Consider the following 17,907-nt stretch of genomic DNA (forward strand, 5'->3'; position numbering starts at 1 on the left):
AAAGTCGTGCGCAGCAGCACGTCGAGCCCCTCGGCGTGGCCGGAGAGGAACGCGAGCTCCTCGCGGGTCGGCTCGGCGAAGCGCACGAGGTCGCGGTAGGGGGCGAGGTTGCCCTCGCGCACGACCGCCGGCACCGGCACCTCGTAGTCGACGTCGCCGAGCAGCGAGGTGTAGTTGTCGTACTCATCGGCGTCATCGGGTGACGGGAGCGTCGCGGTGAGCCCGATCAGCAGCGGCTCGCGCCCCGCCTCGCGCAGGCGCGCCACGAGGGTCGCCACCACGAGCGCCCAGTGGTCGAGCAGGTGGTGGCATTCGTCGAGCACGATGGTCTCGACACCGTGCGCGACCAGCCGGTCGATCAGGGCGAGGGCGTTGGGGTGCAGGGCCGACGCGAGCACCTCGGGGTCCTCGCGCACCAGTCGCCGTCGCAGCGTCCGCGAACGGCTCGCAATGCCGCGGCGGTAGGCGGCGGGGTTCCGGGACGCGAGGTCGTCGAGCCACTGCGCGGCGGCATCCGGCGACCGGCCGTCCGACTCGAGCTCGTCGCACCACCGGCTGCGGGCGAGCCCGGCGAACGGGTTGGCGGTGTCCAGCACGCTGAGGGCCTGGTAGGTCAGCGCCGTGAAGTCCCCCGGGCTGTCCGGGTCCTCGGACACCGCGCGCCGGTCGAGCGCGAGGGTCGCCGCGGTGGCGGCCCACTGCGCGCGGATCGTCGTGGTCGGGGTCAGCACGACCGCACGGCGGCCACGGCGGGCGGCCAGCAGCAGACCGAGCAGGGTCTTTCCCGACCCGGGCGGCGCGACGATGTGCAGCGCCGAACCTCCCGCGACGTCGACGCGGTCGAGGACGTCGGCCTGGTAGTGCCGCAGCGTTCCGGCGAACCGCCACGACGCGAGCGGTGCGGTCGCGGTCGCCTGTGGCATCCATTCAGCTTATGAGTGCCGGGCCGCCCCACTCGGTCGCGTCACCCCCGCCCCGCCGCCGCTTCACCGTGAGACCCCATCTGGCGGACGAGACGGCGGGTGTCACCCACGGTCTCGTCCGCCAGATGCGCTTTCACCGATCGCGGCAGCGGATGGGCAAGGAATGCTTGCCCCGGGCGGAGGTGCAAGCTAGCCTTGCCACATGAATGCAGAAGCGAACGTACGGAAGACTCGCCGCCTCGTGATCGCAGCCGTGGTGGTCGGCCTCGGCCTCGCGGTCGTCGGACTCTTCGTGGGGATGAACATCCCGGGGCTCGTGATCAGCGTGGCGGGATGGGCCGCCGCGATCGCCGGCATCGTGTGGCTGCTCACCAGGCGTTCGCAGTGGTCGACGGCGGCGTCCCGCGCCGGATCGTGGCGGCCCGGCGACGAGAAACCGCGCCCGTGACCGGCGACGCCGACGCCGATCTGGCCGTCGAGCTGTCCCGACTGGCGGCGCGACACGGCGCTGTCTCAGAGCAGCCCGCCACGACCGATGAGCTGCTGACCGCCGTGACCGCGTTTCACGACATCGCCCGCGTTGCGGCGGACTTGCAGGGGCAGGCCGTGCGCGCCGCGCACGACGCCGGCGTGAGCTGGGCGAAGATCGGCGCACTCCTGGGCACGTCACGGCAGGCAGTGCAGCAGCGCTTCGACCCGCACTACGTCCGGCGCGACGAGCCGGAGGGAACCAGTCGCATCCTCGGCCCGGTGACGCGCGCCGAAGAGATGCACCACCTCGCCGAGGCAGGGGCACAGGGCTGGCGACTCGTCCTCGCCCGCCACGGTGAACACGTGCTCGAGCGGGACGACACCGCGTGGGAGATCACGCGGGTCTCGGTCTTCTCGGCCCGGCCGATGCCCTCCCCCGCGGAAGGTTGGCAGGCGGCGGCCACACGGTTCCCGGACTGCTTCTACATCCGCCCCGCGCGAGGGGATGCCGGGGTGGTGCGCGGCCGGAAGTGAACCAGACCCTCGGCGGGACGCGTCACACTGGGTAGGAGCACGACGAACGGATCCCCCATGCCCTCACCGCAGACCCGCGCGCCGTCGGAGTACCAGCGCAACGCACTCGCCCCGGCGATCCTCGCCGCGACCGCGTGCCTGGCCGGCATCGCACTCCTGAGCCACGAGTACTACCTCGCGATCCGCTTCATCGTGGCGATCCTCGCCGTGATCATCGGATGGTTCGCCCTGCAGGCCAGGCAATGGTGGTGGATGCCGGTCATGCTCGCGATCGCGATCGTCTGGAACCCGCTTTATCCGTTCGACTTCTCCGGCCCGTGGTGGGTGGGCGCCCACGTGGCCGCGGCGGCGGTGTTCCTCACCGCCGGCGCGCTGATCCGGTCCCCGCGGACGGGCGCCTAGACGCTCACCCTCGGGACGAGCGCATCGCGGGCTTCTGGGCGAGATCAGCGCGTTCGGCGAAGGACGCGTACTCGGCGCTGCCGAGCGCGACGAGCGCGACGCGGCCCTCCTCGTCATGGTGGAACCCCCAGCCGTACCGCTTTGCCAGCGGAGAGGCCCGCAGGCAGGCCTGATCCTTCGCGAAGAAGCGATCCCATTCCGCGGGGCGCTCGGACTCGCTGATCCCGGCGCGCACGGCGTGCACTTCGAAGAGGATCTCGTCCGACGTCCTCGCGTACGGGTGATCGTGGATCAACTCGTACTGCAGGGACGCCACACTCGGCTTCGCACCCGCGGGCGGCACCTCTGCGACAGCCACGGGACAGTCGGGCGCTGTGGTGATGAAGGTACTGCGGTAGTTCGTCGTCATGACCACATCCTGCGCCCCGCGGCCCGCGTCCCGCGCCGGTATTGCAGAATTGCGCCATGGCGGGCACGCGCACGAGAGCCATCGGCCCGGCCGAACGCTCCGGAGTGCTGCAACCTGGCCGATGCGCTCGGGGTGGCCGTCCGGACGCTGCAGCGCGCGATGCGTGACACCCGGGGCCTACCTGCGAATGCAGGCGCAGGCGCACGCGGGGCTCGCCGCCGGGAGCGCCCGCGATGCCGAAGCAGAAAGGGCAGAGGGGGTGCCGCACGCAGGACGGCAACGTGGCGTCGCGCCCACCGTCGGCAGAACCAGGGCGGGCGACCGAGACCGCGGCAATAACCCGTTGTCTCGGCCGCCCGTCGTCACCTGCGCGGCCGCTGCATCCGCGGCGAGGGCGCCGGCGCTCAGGCCACGCGCGCGCTGTGCGCGGCGGCGATCTCGCGCCCGGAGCGGACGGCGTGCTGCTCCGCGTCGGCCTTGAGCGCCGCGGCCGTGTCGGCGAAGGCATCCATCGCGGGGTTCACGCCCACCAGCGTGAACGGACGCTGCACGACGCGCAGGTCGAGCCCCCAGACGTCCTCGAGCACCCGACGCAGCCACGCCGTGGAGTGGTCCCAGCCTTCCTTGGGGCTGCCGGGGGAATAGTTGCCGCCCAGCACCGTGACGAGCGTCGCGGGCATGCCCTGCAGCGCCGTGCCCTGCGGGTCGATCCGAGGATCGGTGTACGCGAGGTCGAACCACGCCTTGAAATGCTGCGAGACGCCGTAGTTGTACAGCGGAACGGCGAACAGCAGCGCGTCGGCGGCGGTCAGCTCGTCGGCGAACGTCGTGGCCAGAGCCACCGCCGTCTGCTGCCGCTCGGTGCGCTCGGCCTCGGGCACGCCCGGCGCCGTCACGGCATCGGCCCACGCCGTGGCGGGCACCGGCTCGAGGCTGAGATCGCGCCGGGTGACGACGGAATCCGGGTGCGCAGCGAGCCATTCGGCTTCGACGAGGTCGGCCAGGGCACGGCTCGACGACGTGGAGGGGAAGATGCTGGCATCCAGTCGGAAAAGGGACATGGGTCTCCGATCACGGGGCTTGGGTTTCAGGAGTTGCTACGGAAAACATAGCGACAAGCGAAACGCTAGCACGGTAGAGTCGACGTGTGGGTGACAAGGGACACGAGGGGCGCCAGTGTGACGCCGCCGTCAGCCTCGCCTTCTCCGTCCTCGGCAAGCGCTGGAACGGGATGATCCTCGACGTTCTGCGCGGCGGAGCGATGTCGTTCGTCGAGCTGCGTCGGGGGGTGGGCGGCATCAGCGATGCTGTGCTGTCCGACCGGCTCACCGAGCTGGCCGAAGCGCAGCTGGTCGTGCGCCGCGTCTCGCCGGGGCCGCCTGTGTCCGTGAGCTACGAACTGACCGACGCCGGGTGCGCACTCCTCCCCCTGCTGACCCGATTGGGCGAGTGGGCGGCGGCCCACCTGGTCGCGGCGGCGCGCTGACCCCGGATCACCGCACCCGTTCAACGACGAATCGCCGCCCGGAACTGGACGGCGATCTTCGTTTTCAGTGGTGGTGGTGGGTTGTACACGGAACCCCTGCTTGCCCGTCATTCCGGGGGGTCGACGACCGTCCCAGAGCATGATCCTCCACGGAGCTCGCGGTAATCCTCTATTTCGCCGTTCGCCCGGTCGCGGCCTCGGCTGGATGCCGATGACTGTTTCCGACCAGTCATACACCGCGGACCACCGACGCGGTGGTGGAGCAGCCGATGGGCGGCATGCACTGCGTACTGGCCGAAATCTCCAGCTCGGACATGAGTACCCAGAGATAGCGGCGAGGTGGTGGCGCGCTCGAGATAGAGGATGTCCGCTTCGCGTTCTACGAGGCGTGCTTGTCCGACGCACCCTTCCATGCCATTTCCTGAGCGTCGAGGTAACTGTTCAGGAGTGCAGCAATCTCAGCGCCTCGCCTGCGGGTGCACATGGTCTCGGGCAGGCTCCGACCATGGCCGCTCGTGCGCGTGTAGTCCAGCATCCGGAGCCAGAGATTGGTCCAGCCGTTGCCACCACTCTGGAGATTCCAGAAGCCGATGTACTCGAGATCTACGAAAGCCCGAACATCGCGGAGGCGGATCGTCGTCGTCCGGAGGTAGCTGCGGACCACGAGGGATTCCTCATCGGCGCAGGCACGGATTCGGAATGACAGGAAGGCCACGACAGTCGCCGGCACGCCAACCAAGAAACTCAACACGTTTCCGGACTCTGAGAAGACGAGCGCAGACAAGCCGATGGAGAAGGCAGCGAGGGTCACACTCATGACGCGCGGTGCGCGGCCGATGGGCCGCAAGGCCCTATTGAGATCGTCGACGAGCGCCACCTCCCGCGGAATTACGCGGAAGTCGTTCGGTACACGCGGGTGCACTTTGGAGGGCACCGGGTACACCAATGCGTACACCATAGGGAAATAAGCAGATCGAAAGTAGAGTCTCCATATGGAGCACACGCGCAATGAGGAGCAGGGATGAGCTTTGGATAAGGACAAGATGACTGACGACGACCGCCGTGTCGCACGCGCGATCGGTGACACGTTGAAGTGCGCGAAAGACAAGGCGGGCCTCACCTTCGACGACCTCGCTGGCATGTCGGGCATGTCACGCCCACACGTCACACGCATCCTCTACGGCACGATCGACGTTCGCGTTGGGGATCTGCGACGCCTGTGCGCGCCCCTCGAGCTGGATGTTTACGAGGTGTGGCGCGCTGCTGAGGAGAGTTCGCGGTAGAGGTCGTGCGGGGCGACTCCCACCCGAAACCAGTTCATCGGCCTGCCCGCCGGCAATCGGCGGGCAGGCCAGGATCTCGGAGCCGAAGGAAGCCACGCGCGGCCCGACGCAACGGCCGAGGCGTGAGCGGACCACAGCGGACGGCGGCATCAACAGGCTCAACCAGGACGTCGCAGGGCCGGATCAGCGACTGCCGCTCAGCCGAATGTCACCCGGCTGAGCGGAGAGGCTCGCCTACTCGCCTGCGAATGCGTCGAGTACGGCGGCGCCAGCGCGAGCCCAGAGCGGGATGCGGTCAAGCGGCGCGGCGGCCTTGACCGTTTGACCGCCCTGCACGCTACTGCCGCTCCAGACGTCGACCCAGTCACCCGCTGGCAGCCGGACGGTCCGCTCGGTGACTCCCTCCTCCAGAACAGGGGCAACGACGAGATCGTCGCCCAGCATCCAGACGGCTGCCGCGCCCTCGATCTGCGGGTCGCCAAGGAGGGCAGGCTCTTCGAAGAAGAGCGGCCGCATGAGTGGGCGGTCTGTGTCGATGGTGACGCGAGCCTGCTCAGCGAGGTAGGGAACGAGTCTTTCGCGGATGGCCACGTACCGACGACTGATCTCGAGGACACGCGGGTCCCCGGTGCGGTCGGCGATGTTCCAGGGCGTGCGGTCGCGCGACGGGGTGCGGTGGTGGTTGAACTCGGAGTGGTACTGCATGATCGGCACGAAGGCTGACGCCTGCATGGCTCGGACGTACAACTCCGCGCTCGGGATTTCGCCGGAGAAGCCTGCGATGTCCCACCCCCAGTAGACGATCCCGCACGAGGCGGCGGAAAGGCCAGCGTTGATCGACCAGCGGAAGGCTTCCCAGGTGGAATTCTCGTCGCCGGCCCAGAATGCGCCGTGCTGCTGCGAGCCGGAGAAACCGGCGCGGCTGAATGTGACGGGTGCCTTGCCCGCCGATGTGAGCAGGCGACCAAATGCATCGGCATATGCGACGGGGAACGTGTTGTTCTTCTCGTCGCCCCGGCGCCCATCGAGGTAGACCAGCTCGGCGCCCCAGGCGTGCTCACCGCCGTCGGTCTTGAACCCATCGACGCCGATGTCCTCGACGAGGTACCGCCGCTTCTCGGTCCACCAATCGGCGGCCCTGGGGTCGGTGAGGTCTGGCATGAGCGCGAGCGGGAACCACCAACCGCGGTTGCGATAGGGGCGCAGCTTCCCATCGGCTCCGGGCTCACGGATCAGCACGTCGGCCGCTATCGCGGCGCGCGCGTCTGCAGCGGCCTGCCCCTGGGGGTGAGGGCGCATCTTCTGCAGTGGGATCTGCCACAGGTGCAGGCGAATGTTGCGACGGTGCAGCTCGTCGGCCATGCCCTTCGGGTTGGGCCATGCGCCGTCCCGGGGGAAGGTGAAGTCCTCGAGGCGGTGGGGCGCACCGTCGGGTGTCACGTCGTACTGGGCGTCGCGGAATGCGGTGAAGGTGGATTCGTCGCTCCACGCTTCGATGACAACGGAGCCCACGGGGATCCCGTGCTCCTCGTGGAGGTCCATCTGGCGCATCACTTCAGCCTGGGTGTTCCATTCGTTGCCGCTGGCCCACAGGCGGAAGACCCAATCCGGGAGCTCAGTGGCCCGACCCACGCCGTCCAGGAACCCACCAAGAACCTCTACGGGCGTGCCGTCGAACAAACGCACGTCCAGTCGACCGTCTTCGCCCATTTCCGCCTCGATTTCAAGTCGAGACGGGTCGCTGGCGCCGAGGTCGAACCACACCCGGCGCGATGTGTCGACGTGGAAGCCCCAGCCGTCCCCGCCCAACACGTGGGCGAACGGCATGGGGAGATAGGTCTTCCTCTCAGCTCCTTGGCTCTTGTATTGCTCGAAGACGACGGAGTCCAGTTCGGTGCCGGTGTGGTCGAGGGCGTCGAAACGCTCCCCAAGGCCCGTGATGCGTTCTCCAGGCATAAGCGGCAGCGCGAAACGGACGCGCCAGGGGCGGATGCCGTCGTGCAGGTGCTGAACCGAGCCGGGGATGACACGCGCGCTGCCGAATTCCGCGACTGCCTCGGGCGCAGCCTGCCAACGCGCCGCTCGGAACTCGAACGGACGAGTGCGCTCAGTGCGACCGTCGGGGTGCACGCCGGTGAACCGGTAACTGTAGAGGCCATCGCCGCGCAGGGTGGGCGTGGTCACCTGCCAGCCTCCGGCCGAACGCGCGATGCGGCTAGCGGCCGACGCGAGGTGCCCTCCATCGGTGGTCCTCCCGCGCGAGCTCGTCGAGACGCGCTCCAAGACGAGCTCGCTAACCTCTGCGGGGGTGCCCGCGTCGGGGGTGAAGGTGAGCGTGCAGGTGACTGCTTCCACGGAGGAGTCCGCGCGCACTCCCAGTCGCGCGGTGTGCTCGGCCTCGGGGATGACAGGCCAGCGCTGTTCGGTGTCGACCGAGTAGGGGTGGCCAGAGCCGGCGGGGCGGTGGCGGATCATTCTGAGTCCTTCTGCGGGGTGCGGGCGGGTGTCGTTGCGGAGAGGTCGTCGGGGGTGAGTCGCCCGAGCTCGAGTCCGAGGCGGAGAACCATGGCGTGACTCCAGAGGAGGGGTGTTGCGACCGTCCCCCACTTGTCGATCCAGTGCTGTCGCATGCCGGGGGCGATGAGGTGCGACCCTGCCTGCTCCGGCAGGTCGCCGTCGGGGGTGGCGGCCGCTAGGGCCCATTCGTAGAGCCTCTCGGCGGCGGCACGGTCGCCGGCGGCGAGATGCGCTAGGCCGAGGAAGCAACTCAGAAGAGGCCACTGCCCGCCGCCGAAGAACGTGTCGCCGAGATAGCGATGCACACCGCCGTCGACGTCGAGGTGTGCGTCGAGGGTGTCGAGGGTCTGACGCCCCAGCGCGCTGTCGGCGGGGATGAAACCGAGCGGCGCGAGTACTGCGGCAAGGCTGCCATCGACGGCGGTGCTGCCCAGCCATTTCGCCAGGTGCCCGTCGGTGAGGCCACGTTCCGCGATCACCGCTCGGATGCCGTCGACGGCTGCGGTCACGCGCTCTCGCCGGTCGTCATCGAGGAACGCGGCGACGGCGTCCAGACCCGCTCCGATGCAGGCGAGGGTCGACACATGGACGTGGTCCTGGTGCTCCTCCCACCAGTCGTAGCAGGGGCGCTGCCAGGACGCGACGAGGTAGTCGACAGTGAGTTCCACCGCAGTGCGCCAGCGCTCGAGACTCTCGCCGTGGCGCTGCGCATGCATAGTCGCTGCCCACAACCAGGTGCCGTATCCGTCCAGCTGGAAGTCCCACCACTCGTCTGTGCCGTCCCCGCCTGCGAACGTGAAGCGGGCGGGAAGCATGAGTTGCGGTGCCGGCGGACGTCCGGCGTCCGACTCCGAAACGATCCACTGGATGTGTTCGGCTCGGTCGGTGAGCACGGACGCACACCAGTCGAAGAATCGTGACGCGGATGTCGCGTACCCGGCAGCAGACGCGGCGTCGGCGATGAAGGCGCCGTCACGGAACCAGGAGTATCCGCGGTAGGCCGAGAAAGTCGGGCTGGCCGGGTATGCGCCCTCGGGGGTCTGCTGGGCGAGAATCAGCCGGATGCTGTGCTGAGCGAGGGTCCGCTCGTCGACGGTCGTGACGGGCACTTGTTTCCTTGTCTTCGTGGCAGCGTCCGCGGCGACGCCGCTGGGCAGTCGCCGCGGACGCGTGCGCGTGGGGGGTTACGGCAGGAGGTTGTCGACGTCTGCCGCCAGAGCGGAGATCGCTTCATCGACGGTGGCGCGGCCCGCGGCGATCTCACCGAGGGCGTTGTTCACGACGTCCTGGATCTGGGTTGCGTTGGCACCGAGTTCGGGAGCCACCGCGACGCTGTCGAGCGAGTCGAAGACCGCGATGCGGTTGGCGGGCGGGGTCTGATCGAGGTAGGGCGCGAGGAGCGCTTCATCGCTGACGGCTGGCAGTTCCCAGCCTGCCTCGAGACGCACGTCGACCATAGTCTCCGAGGACGTCAGGAACTGCGCCCACTTCTGAGCGGCCTCCTGGTGCTCGGCGTCGGCGGAGACGACCACAGCGTTGGAGAACGTGGCGCTCGCCTTCTGCGCGTCACCAGGCTCGACGGCGATGTCCCATTCGAACGGAAGATCTCCAACGAGGCCGATCATCCAGATCCCGGTGTGCCACATCGCGAGCTTGCCGTCTTTGAACAGGTTGGTGTCGAAGTCCGCGGTGCCCGCGCCGTCGGCCGCCGACGGCATGACGGTTCCGGACTTCCCTGCGAGCCATTCTGCGGCGCTGCGACCGGCGGCGGAGTCGAACGCGGTCGCGCTGTTGTCCTCGGTGAGGAACGACCCGCCTGCTTGCTGCACGGTCTTGTAGTACTCGTGGAACGAGATCGGCTGGTAGTCGCCCCACACGCCGTTGCCCGCGTCGGTGAGTTTCTCCGCCGCGGCGCGCTCGTCTTCCCAGGTCCACTCTGCCGTCGGGTAGTCGAGGCCGGCCGCGTCGAACAGTTCCTTGTTGTAGAAGAGAACGACGTTTGAGAATGAGGTCGGTAGACCGTACTGCGCGCCGCCGACCGCGTAGGTGTCCAAGACTCCCTGGCGGTATGCCGACGTGTCCACCCCCTCCAGCGGTGCGAGCACCCCGGATGCCTGGATGTTCGCGAAGGTGCCGGCGTCCACGTCGAAGACATCAGCCTGTGTGCCGGCAGAGAGGTCCGTCTGCAGCTGCGTGAAGTAGTTCGCGTAGTCCGTCGTCGTGACCTCGACGGTGATGCCGGGGTTTTCTTCCTCGAAGGCCTCGACGATGGTCTGAAGGTTCTCTTCGTTGCCACCGTTCGAGGTGAAGTTTGCGTAGGTGACGGTGACCTTCTCGTCACCTTCGGCGGCGGACTGCGTGGGCGAGGCCGCCGAGCACCCGGTGGCGCCGATAAGGGCGACGACGGCAACGGTGCCGGTCGCGATAAGCCTGCTGTTCATCTGAAAGCGATCTCCTTTGACTCTATTCGGGTGGTGCTGAAGGGGTGGTTGCCGGTCATTTGAGACCGGTCCCCGCGACGCCCTGAACGATGTACTTCTGGGCGAAGACGTAAAGCGCAAACATGGGGATGATGCTGATGACCGACCCCGCCATGAGGACATCCCACTGCGTGGAGTACTGGCCCTGCAGGCTCGTCAGCGCCACGGGCAGGGTCTGCATGAGCGGGTCGCGGAGAATGATCAGCGGCCACAGGAAGCTGTTCCACGTGTTGAGGAACGCGAAAACGGTGAGCGTGGCGAGCGCCGGCCGCACGAGCGGGAGAATGATCTGGAAGAAGATCCGGAAGTGGCCCGCACCGTCGAGGGTCGCCGCCTGGTCAAGGTCATAAGGCACACTGACCATCGCCTGGCGGAGCAGAAACACGCCGAACGCGGATGCGACCATCGGCAGGATCGCGCCGGCATAGGTGTTGACCAGCCCAAGGGCCTTCATCTCCGCGAACAGCGGGACGATGAGCACCTGAAACGGGATCATCATCGTCGCCAGGTAGACGACGAAGATGGCGCCCCTGCCAGGGAACGGCATACGCGCGAAGACGTACGCAGCCAAAGCACTGGTGACCAACTGCAGGAGCGTCGCGGCGACGGCGACGATGAGCGAGTTGATCACGATGCGCCCGAACGGCACTCGGCTGAAGAGCTCGAGATACGGGGAGATCGAAGGGTTGTCCGGGACGAGTTGCGGAGTGGTCGTGAGCGTCGCGCCGGGCGTGATCGACGTCCCAATCGTCCAGACGAACGGGAAGATCATGATGAGCGCGCCGACGGTCAGCACGACGTAGAGGGCCGTTCGCCGCAGCCGGTCAGTCATAGGTCACCCATTTCTTCTGCCCGTAGAACTGAACGAGCGTGACGAGCATGATCACCAGGAACAGGAGCAACGACAGGGCAGAGGCCATGCCGGCCTGCCCGTATCGGAACGTCAGGTCGTACACCTGCTGAACGAGCACCTGACTGGAGTTGTTAGGCCCTCCCCCCGTCATCACGTAGACCTGGTCGAACACCTGGAAGCCGTTGATGAGTGACAGCACGATGACGAAGAAGGTCGAGGGTGAGAGCATCGGCAGCGTGACGCTGAAAAGCCGTCGCCACCGGCCGGCACCATCCAAGGCGGCGGCTTCATACAGGTCGGGGTTGATGGACTGCAGCCCTGCGAGAAGGATCACCATCACGAAACCGAGGTCCTTCCACGCGGAGGCGAGGATGATCGAGGGCATAGACCACGCGGGGTCGGCCCACCAGCCAGGCCCCACGATCCCGAGCCAGCCCAGGGCGGTGTTCACGACCCCGTTTCCGGGGCTGAGGAGCCAACGCCACACGAGCGCCACCACGACCCAACTGGTGATGACGGGGAGGAAGTAAGCACCGCGGAGGAGGGCGCGCCCGCGAAGATTCGTGTTCAGCGCCAGGGCGAGCGCGAGACCTCCCACGTAAACGATGGGGAGGTACCCAAGGATGTAGGTAAGGGTGTGGACGAACGCCTGCCGCGTAGCCTCGTCGGCGAGCAGGTAGGCGTAGTTGTCAAGCCCGACCCACTTCATAGGCCCGATCAGGTTCCAGGAGTGCAGGCTGGTCCACGCGGCCGCGATCATCGGGGCGATGACGAATGCCACGAGCGGCACGAGGCTTGGCAACAGGAACACAGCGACGGTCAGCGCATACTTCAGGCGCGGGCCACGGGGACTTCGCTTGCGCGCGGCCGAACGGGTCGTTTGCTGCCGACTGACGGGGGGTGAGAGCGTCGCTGTCACGACTGCTCCTCGACAGCCGCGATGAGACGTTCGCGGACAAGGCGACCTTGGTCACCCGAGACCCCCTGGGCATCGAACGGCGTGGCGAGCACGAGTGCGGCAGCGCCCTGTGCCCAGCTGTCGTCCTGCCACCGCTCCACCTCGACCGGGATCCCCCGCTTGCCGGGCACGAGCGCGGCGCGCAGCGCCGCATCGAAAGACGCCGACCAGTGCGTCCACGCTTCAACGCCCTCCCCGAGCACGATGACCACGGCCGGGTCGAACAGGTTCACGGCGCCCGCGACGGCGCGACCAAGTTCGTGGCCCGCGTGCGCGAAGATCTCGCGCGCCTCGTCGTTGCCTCCATCGGCGAGAGCACGCAACGCGTCGATGCCTTCGCCTTCGCCGATCAGCCGAATGGAACGAGCATCATTGATCAACGCGGCCTGGCCGATGAGCGCCTCGAGGCATCCGCGGTTGCCGCACTGGCATAACGGGCCGTTTTCTCGTACGGGAATGTGACCCAGGTCACCTGCGCCGCCGGCACGCCCGCGCAAGACAACGCCGTCAGATACCAGCCCCGCACCCACGCCGTTGCCAACCGTGACCACGAGCGCGCTCCCGAACTCACGGCTGCGTCCAAAGAGTTGCTCGGCAACGCTGAGCGCGTTGACGTTGTTCTCCACTACGACCGGGAGTTGCAGTGCACGCCGAAGCAGGTCACCGAGCGGCACCTGCGCCCAGCCCAGTTGGGTGGAGTCCACGACTCCGATACCCTGCTCGGCCACTGTCCCCGGCAGGCCCACGCCAACGCCGAGAATCCGACCGGTTGCTCCAGACCCGATGAAGTCCCGTAGCAACGCGATGAGCGTAGACGTGGCAAGCGGGGAGATCGCCTCGAACGCCTCCGTTTCGGTGCGGAGCACTCGCCCGTCGATGCTGACCTCCACGAAGGCCACGTGGTCCGGAGCGACTTTAACGCCGATAGCTGCAAGATCATGGGACACCAGTCCCAGCATTCGAGCCGGGCGTCCGCCGCTACTCGCGGCTTCGCGCTCTTCGATGAGCCCCTCGGAGAGCAGGTCGCGAGTGAGTTGCGTCACCAGCGCGGGCGAAACGTCGAGCGCACGCGCCAGGTCGGCTCGGGACGCGGGCCCCTGGCCACCGAGGTGAGCCAGGATGGCGGTCCGGTTGACGTCCGGCTGGCTCCTATGCCCGACCATATTCACTCCTTTGTTTAGGACTGAATTAACCATAGAACCTGCTTGAGGGCTGTGTCCAGCCCGCTTCGGTAGACCATTCGCCCCACACACCCCGCGCCACTGACCCTGGCTGGCCTGGCGACGGCTGAAGCAGGCAAACGCCAGCAGCGTCACCCCCAGCGCTGGAACTTGACGTGGAGCCATGCGGGGACCGCGCGCTCGCCTCATCACCAGCGACTAGGCAGGGTGCGGGCGGGTCTTATCCGGGATACGACCGCGAAGGACGCGCCCCGCTCCTTCATGAGAGAACGCCGCTGTCCAGCGCGGTGGATCCTCGCCGTCGGACCCATACGCACGTAGCCCCACCAGCTACCTCACGACGGAACGCCGGCTCGAAGGTCGGCGCCAGCATCCCCGAAAACGGGCGCCGGCGCCCACGTCGAGCCATCCGCGCGTCTGAGGGCCTCATCCGCACATCCCACACGCCAGAAGCACTACGAAACGCGAAACGCCGCCTGGATCCAGGCGGCGTTTCTTTGTTCTTGGAAGTTCCGCGTACGAGTCATTACCCGATCCGCGTACAACCCGTAGTGGTGCCCCCGACAGGAGTCGAACCTGCGACCTACGGTACCGGAAACCGGCGCTCTATCCACTGAGCTACGGAGGCGTACCGAACGAGACTATCACTGGCCAGACGGCCCTCCCGACAACGCAGAACGCCCCGGAGCCTAAGCTCCGGGGCGATCAGTTGCGTGTGTCGGTTTCCGTATCCGGTCACCTCTCGGTTTCCACGTATCCGTTTTCTTCTCGCAGGACCGAAGCTACTCCGATCCCCCGCCGGGTCAAGGGGGCGCCGCGCAGAACGACTCACCCTCGGGTTGAACGTGAAGGATGCCGGCATCCGCCGCCCCTCACTCGGGGCTGACCAGCTTCAGCCCGACGATGCAGCCGACCAGGCCCAGGATGAGCAGGAACTTCACGAGCGAGAAGTCCTCATCCCCGGTGATCATCGCATAGACGACGGTGATCGACGCACCGATGCCCACCCACACGGCATACGCGGTGCCGGTCGAGATCTCGCGCATCGCGTACGCGAGGCCGCCCATGCTCATCACGAGCGCGACGCCGAAGACCACCGATGGCCACAGCTTGGTGAAGCCCTCGGATTTGCCCAGGGCGGTCGCCCAGACGGCTTCGAGAACTCCCGACACGACGAGAACGATCCACGACATGACACAGCCTCCTGGCCAGTCTTGTCGCTCACCGGGTACTGAACCGTCGTCCGGGGATCCGGTCGGGATCCGCCACCGATGCTACCGCCGCGCTCCGGGCTACGGGCCGCAGCGGCCGTCAGGGGGAGACGAAGAAGATCGCGTCGAGCAGCCCCGGGTTGTGGGCGTGCACGAGCACGGCGAACACCACCGCGTCGAAGAGCAGGTGCACCGTCACGACGTAGGCGAGCGAGCGCGTGCGCAGGAAGATGTAGCCCTGCAGAAGCGCGAACGGGATCGTCAGCGCCGGCCCCCATTCGCGGTAGCCGAGCTCCCACAGGAACGACACGAACACGATCGCCTGCAGCAGGTTCGCCGACAGATCGGCGAAGTGCCGGCGCAGCAGGGCGAACACGGTGCAGATGAAGAACAGCTCGTCCCAGATGCCGACGGCCCCGACGCCGACGAACAGGCGCGCGATGAGGTCGGGGGTGTCCACCACTGGCCAGTTCATGTAGACGCCCGAGGTGATGAAGTAAAACGGCAGGATCAGCCAGCCGAGCACCAGCACGAGCACAAGCCACACCCACTGGAAGGTCGTCCACCGCCCTCCCCCGCGCCACGGGAACGAGATCGCGCGGTCGCGGTAGACCCAGCGCGAGAGGACGTACGGCACGACCACGGCGCCGCCGAGGGCGAGCGTGAACCGCACCATCGCGGCGTTGTCGAGTTCCGCCTTCAGATCGATGAGGCTGACGATGACCATGCCGACCGCGATGAGCGACAGATCACGCACGAGGCTCGGCGGACGGGTGTCGGATGCCACGGGCACGGCATCGCGCCCGCCACGCCGTTCCACGAGAGCTGCCACCACGAGCCCTGCGATGAGCAGCGCCCACCCGAGCAGGGGCTGCAGCAGCACGAAGAACGCGGGAGCGGCCAGACACACCAGCAGCGCGGGCACGGTGGCGAGGGAGACGAACGGCCTGGTGGCCGGGACGACCGTCTTCACGCGCGCGCCTTCCGCCGGTAGACCAGATCGCGGATCTCGCGGCCCTTCGCGGCGCCCTTGCGCTCGAATGCGGTCACGACGCGCCCCTCGAACCGCGGGGCCCACGTGCCGGCGAACGCGGGCTCGAAGTCGGCGGCGCCTTCCATGACCTCGCGCATCTGCAGCGCGTAGTCCTCCCAGTCGGTCGCGAGTCGCAGCAGGCCGCCGTCGCGCAGCACGCGGGCGGCGAGCGCGGTGAAGGGCGGCACGACCAGTCGGCGCTTGGTGTGCTTCTTCTTGTGCCACGGGTCGGGAAAGAACACCCAGAGCTCCTGCACCGACGCTTCGGGCAGCAGGTGCTCGAGCACTTCGGGGGCGTTGGCATCGACGACGCGCAGGTTGCGCAGGCCCTGGCGGCCGGCGTCGAGCATGGTGCGGGCAAGGCCCGCCTTGAACACCTCGACTGCCAGGAAGTCCACCTCGGGGTGCGCCGCTGCCGCGTGCACGATCGCGTGCCCCTGACCGGAGCCGATCTCGACGACCAGCGGGGCGGAGCGCCCGAACACCTCTGCCGGGTCGACCTTGGACCCGGCTCTCACGCTCGTCGTCGCCCCGTCACGCTCCAGCGGCAGCGCGTAGAAGGGGGCCAGCTCGCGCCAGGCGCGCTCCTGCGCCTCGGACATGCGTCCGCTGCGGCGCACGAACGACACCGTGCGCTTTCGGAACGGGGCTTCGGAATCGGCGGTCGGGTCCGCGTCGGGCTCAGGGTCCGGCATGGGACAAGGCTACCGGTGTCGACCGGAGGGCCCCGCGACGGATCAGTCGTCCTGGGTGACGAAGTCGATGAGCCGCTCCACCGGTCCGAGCAGACTCGGGTCGAGGTCGCGGAAGGTGTGGACGCTCCCGAGAATCCGCTGCCACGCCCTCGCGGTGTCGGCCTGCTCCTCCGCGGGCCATCCGAGGGCCCGGCACACCCCGGTCTTCCAGTCGGTGCCGCGGGGAACCGTCGGCCACGCCGGGATGCCGACGGCGCGCGGCAGCACGCACTCCCAGACGTCCACGTGGGGGTGCCCGACCACCAGCACGTGCGCACCGTGCGGGCCGCGCGCGACGGCATCCGCGATGCGCTGCTCTTTCGAGCCGGGCACGAGGTGGTCCACGAGCACGCCGTACCGGCGACCGGGTCCCGGCGGCTCGTCGCGCAGCGTCTCTTCGAGCAGATCGATGCCCTCGAGGTACTCCACGACCACCCCTTCGACGCGCAGGTCCGCTCCCCAGACCTTCTCCACGAGCTCGGCGTCGTGGCGACCCTCGACGAGGATGCGGCTGGCGCGCGCGACCCGGGCGCGCTCCTGCGGGGCGGCGAACGACCCGGAAGCGGTGCGCATGCGCGGTTTCGGCCCGGCCGTCGGCACGACGAGGCGCACGGGGTCGCCGTCGATCAGGAAGCCGCCGCCCAGCGGGAACTGCCGGCGCCGGCCGACGCGGTCCTCGAGCTCGACCAGTCCCGCCTGCACGCCGGTGACGGCGCCGCAGAAGCCGTCGCCGGCCACCTCGACGACGAGGTCGCGTGCCGCCGGCACGTTCGGAATCTCGCGTCGTCCGGCGTTGCGCCAGCCCGACGCGAGCACGTCGCTGCCGTATCGGTCGTGGTCCATGTGTCCTCCGAGGGCCCGAGCGTACCCGCGGCGCCCACGGCGCCATGGGCGACCCGCCGCCGGTGGCGCACCCCGCTTCATCGTCATCTCCCAGCCGCCGGACTACCACGGGCGGGGGGCCGGATGCATAGACTCGAAACGAGGTGCTTCGTCGCGCCTCGGAAGGGGACGCGATGCGCAGGCGCTGGGCCATGATTATCACGGCCGTTGCTGCCGTGCTCCTGTCCGCCACGACGCTCAGCGCGGCGGCCACCGACCCTGTGCAGCTGGGGGCGTCGCGCCTGCTCGACCAGGCCGACGTGCTCACCGGTGGCGAGACGTCCGAGGTGGAGGACCGCCTCGACGGACTCTACGACGCGACCGGGGTCGACCTCTTCGTCGTCCTCGTGGACGAGTTCACCAATCCCTCGGACCGCCAGGAGTGGGCGGATGCCGTCGCGTTCGGCAACGGCCTGGGGCAGACGCAGTACCTGCTGGCCATCGCCACAGAGGGCAGGCAGTACTACATCTCCGCCGACGACGGCGGCCCCCTCAGCGACAGCGAGCTGACCGCCACCGAACAGGCGATGCGGCCGCTGCTGGGAGCCGA

The 17,907-nt window shown here is 68.2% G+C and carries 20 protein-coding genes, 1 tRNA gene, 1 pseudogene and 1 riboswitch; of the genes and pseudogenes, 6 read left to right on the forward strand and 16 right to left on the reverse strand.

The window, feature by feature from the left end; all coding sequences use genetic code 11:
- The coding region (locus tag NQ160_RS06545) for a DEAD/DEAH box helicase family protein (protein ID WP_257514422.1) at positions 1-923 on the reverse strand (923 nt) is incomplete at its 3' end.
- A 202-nt stretch (positions 924-1,125) separates the two neighbouring features.
- On the opposite strand from NQ160_RS06545, the gene NQ160_RS06550 reads away from it, so the two are divergent.
- From NQ160_RS06550 to NQ160_RS06560, 3 genes are read left to right on the forward strand one after another with little or no spacing between them, the layout of a single operon-like run.
- Positions 1,126-1,371: a hypothetical protein gene (locus tag NQ160_RS06550; RefSeq protein ID WP_257514423.1), complete on the forward strand. Its 246-nt coding sequence runs from the start codon at positions 1,126-1,128 to the stop codon at positions 1,369-1,371.
- On the forward strand, positions 1,368-1,928 hold the full coding sequence (locus tag NQ160_RS06555) for a hypothetical protein (protein WP_257514424.1): 561 nt from the start codon (positions 1,368-1,370) through the stop codon (positions 1,926-1,928). The genes NQ160_RS06550 and NQ160_RS06555 overlap by 4 nt, the downstream gene beginning before the upstream one ends.
- A gap of 57 nt (positions 1,929-1,985) precedes the next feature.
- Positions 1,986-2,330, forward strand: coding sequence for a DUF6804 family protein (locus NQ160_RS06560; RefSeq protein ID WP_257514425.1), 345 nt, complete (start codon positions 1,986-1,988; stop codon positions 2,328-2,330).
- A 4-nt stretch (positions 2,331-2,334) separates the two neighbouring features.
- Here NQ160_RS06560 and NQ160_RS06565 read toward each other — a convergent pair whose 3' ends face one another.
- Together NQ160_RS06565 and NQ160_RS06570 are read right to left on the reverse strand one after the other, a co-directional pair.
- The gene (locus tag NQ160_RS06565) at positions 2,335-2,739 is read right to left on the reverse strand and encodes a DUF6157 family protein (protein WP_257514426.1); all 405 of its coding nucleotides are present in this window, start codon (positions 2,737-2,739) and stop codon (positions 2,335-2,337) included.
- A 404-nt stretch (positions 2,740-3,143) separates the two neighbouring features.
- Positions 3,144-3,800 (reverse strand): FMN-dependent NADH-azoreductase, encoded by a 657-nt coding sequence (locus tag NQ160_RS06570; RefSeq protein ID WP_257514427.1) that lies wholly within the window; start codon positions 3,798-3,800, stop codon positions 3,144-3,146.
- Between the two features lie 86 nt (positions 3,801-3,886).
- On the opposite strand from NQ160_RS06570, the gene NQ160_RS06575 reads away from it, so the two are divergent.
- Positions 3,887-4,225 (forward strand): winged helix-turn-helix transcriptional regulator, encoded by a 339-nt coding sequence (locus NQ160_RS06575; protein ID WP_257514428.1) that lies wholly within the window; start codon positions 3,887-3,889, stop codon positions 4,223-4,225.
- A gap of 379 nt (positions 4,226-4,604) precedes the next feature.
- On the opposite strand, the gene NQ160_RS06580 is transcribed toward NQ160_RS06575, so the two are convergent.
- The gene (locus NQ160_RS06580) at positions 4,605-5,183 is read right to left on the reverse strand and encodes a hypothetical protein (RefSeq protein WP_257514429.1); all 579 of its coding nucleotides are present in this window, start codon (positions 5,181-5,183) and stop codon (positions 4,605-4,607) included.
- Positions 5,184-5,268: 85 nt separating this feature from the next.
- Here NQ160_RS06580 and NQ160_RS06585 point away from each other — a divergent pair, with 85 nt between their 5' ends.
- Positions 5,269-5,508 carry a helix-turn-helix domain-containing protein gene (locus NQ160_RS06585; protein ID WP_257514431.1) on the forward strand — a complete coding sequence of 80 codons (240 nt, stop codon included), beginning with the start codon at positions 5,269-5,271 and terminating at the stop codon, positions 5,506-5,508.
- Between the two features lie 234 nt (positions 5,509-5,742).
- On the opposite strand, the gene NQ160_RS06590 is transcribed toward NQ160_RS06585, so the two are convergent.
- The 12 genes and pseudogenes from NQ160_RS06590 to NQ160_RS06640 form a co-directional block, all read right to left on the reverse strand.
- Positions 5,743-7,638 (reverse strand): glycoside hydrolase family 31 protein, encoded by a 1,896-nt coding sequence (locus NQ160_RS06590; protein WP_257514432.1) that lies wholly within the window; start codon positions 7,636-7,638, stop codon positions 5,743-5,745.
- 15 nt (positions 7,639-7,653) lie between these two features.
- Positions 7,654-7,983 (reverse strand): annotated as a pseudogene (locus tag NQ160_RS24975) (hypothetical protein); the annotation flags it as partial.
- A complete protein-coding gene (locus NQ160_RS06595) occupies positions 7,980-9,134 on the reverse strand; it encodes a glycoside hydrolase family 15 protein (protein ID WP_257514433.1) in 1,155 nt (384 codons plus the stop codon). The gene NQ160_RS06595 and the pseudogene NQ160_RS24975, both read right to left, overlap by 4 nt.
- A 75-nt stretch (positions 9,135-9,209) precedes the next feature.
- Positions 9,210-10,466, reverse strand: coding sequence for an ABC transporter substrate-binding protein (locus NQ160_RS06600; RefSeq protein ID WP_257514434.1), 1,257 nt, complete (start codon positions 10,464-10,466; stop codon positions 9,210-9,212).
- 55 nt (positions 10,467-10,521) lie between these two features.
- Positions 10,522-11,337, reverse strand: a complete 816-nt coding sequence (locus NQ160_RS06605; RefSeq protein WP_257514435.1) for a carbohydrate ABC transporter permease — start codon at positions 11,335-11,337, stop codon at positions 10,522-10,524.
- Positions 11,330-12,277: a carbohydrate ABC transporter permease gene (locus tag NQ160_RS06610; protein ID WP_257514436.1), complete on the reverse strand. Its 948-nt coding sequence runs from the start codon at positions 12,275-12,277 to the stop codon at positions 11,330-11,332. The genes NQ160_RS06605 and NQ160_RS06610 overlap by 8 nt, the downstream gene beginning before the upstream one ends.
- Positions 12,274-13,479, reverse strand: coding sequence for an ROK family transcriptional regulator (locus NQ160_RS06615; protein WP_257514437.1), 1,206 nt, complete (start codon positions 13,477-13,479; stop codon positions 12,274-12,276). The genes NQ160_RS06610 and NQ160_RS06615 overlap by 4 nt, the downstream gene beginning before the upstream one ends.
- 570 nt (positions 13,480-14,049) lie before the next feature.
- Positions 14,050-14,125, reverse strand: a tRNA-Arg gene (locus NQ160_RS06620).
- A 244-nt stretch (positions 14,126-14,369) separates the two neighbouring features.
- The gene (locus NQ160_RS06625; RefSeq protein WP_257514438.1) at positions 14,370-14,690 is read right to left on the reverse strand and encodes a DMT family transporter; all 321 of its coding nucleotides are present in this window, start codon (positions 14,688-14,690) and stop codon (positions 14,370-14,372) included.
- A 10-nt stretch (positions 14,691-14,700) separates the two neighbouring features.
- Positions 14,701-14,765, reverse strand: a riboswitch (guanidine-III (ykkC-III) riboswitch).
- A 43-nt stretch (positions 14,766-14,808) separates the two neighbouring features.
- A complete protein-coding gene (locus NQ160_RS06630; protein WP_257514439.1) occupies positions 14,809-15,681 on the reverse strand; it encodes a CPBP family intramembrane glutamic endopeptidase in 873 nt (290 codons plus the stop codon).
- Positions 15,678-16,436 (reverse strand): tRNA (guanosine(46)-N7)-methyltransferase TrmB, encoded by a 759-nt coding sequence (gene trmB, locus NQ160_RS06635; RefSeq protein ID WP_257514440.1) that lies wholly within the window; start codon positions 16,434-16,436, stop codon positions 15,678-15,680. The genes NQ160_RS06630 and trmB overlap by 4 nt, the downstream gene beginning before the upstream one ends.
- Before the next feature lie 42 nt (positions 16,437-16,478).
- On the reverse strand, positions 16,479-17,318 hold the full coding sequence (locus NQ160_RS06640; RefSeq protein ID WP_257514441.1) for a DUF3097 domain-containing protein: 840 nt from the start codon (positions 17,316-17,318) through the stop codon (positions 16,479-16,481).
- 191 nt (positions 17,319-17,509) lie between these two features.
- On the opposite strand from NQ160_RS06640, the gene NQ160_RS06645 reads away from it, so the two are divergent.
- Positions 17,510-17,907: TPM domain-containing protein (locus tag NQ160_RS06645; protein WP_257514442.1), on the forward strand; the 398-nt coding region annotated here is incomplete at its 3' end.

The organism is Microbacterium sp. zg.Y909 (genome assembly GCF_024626565.1).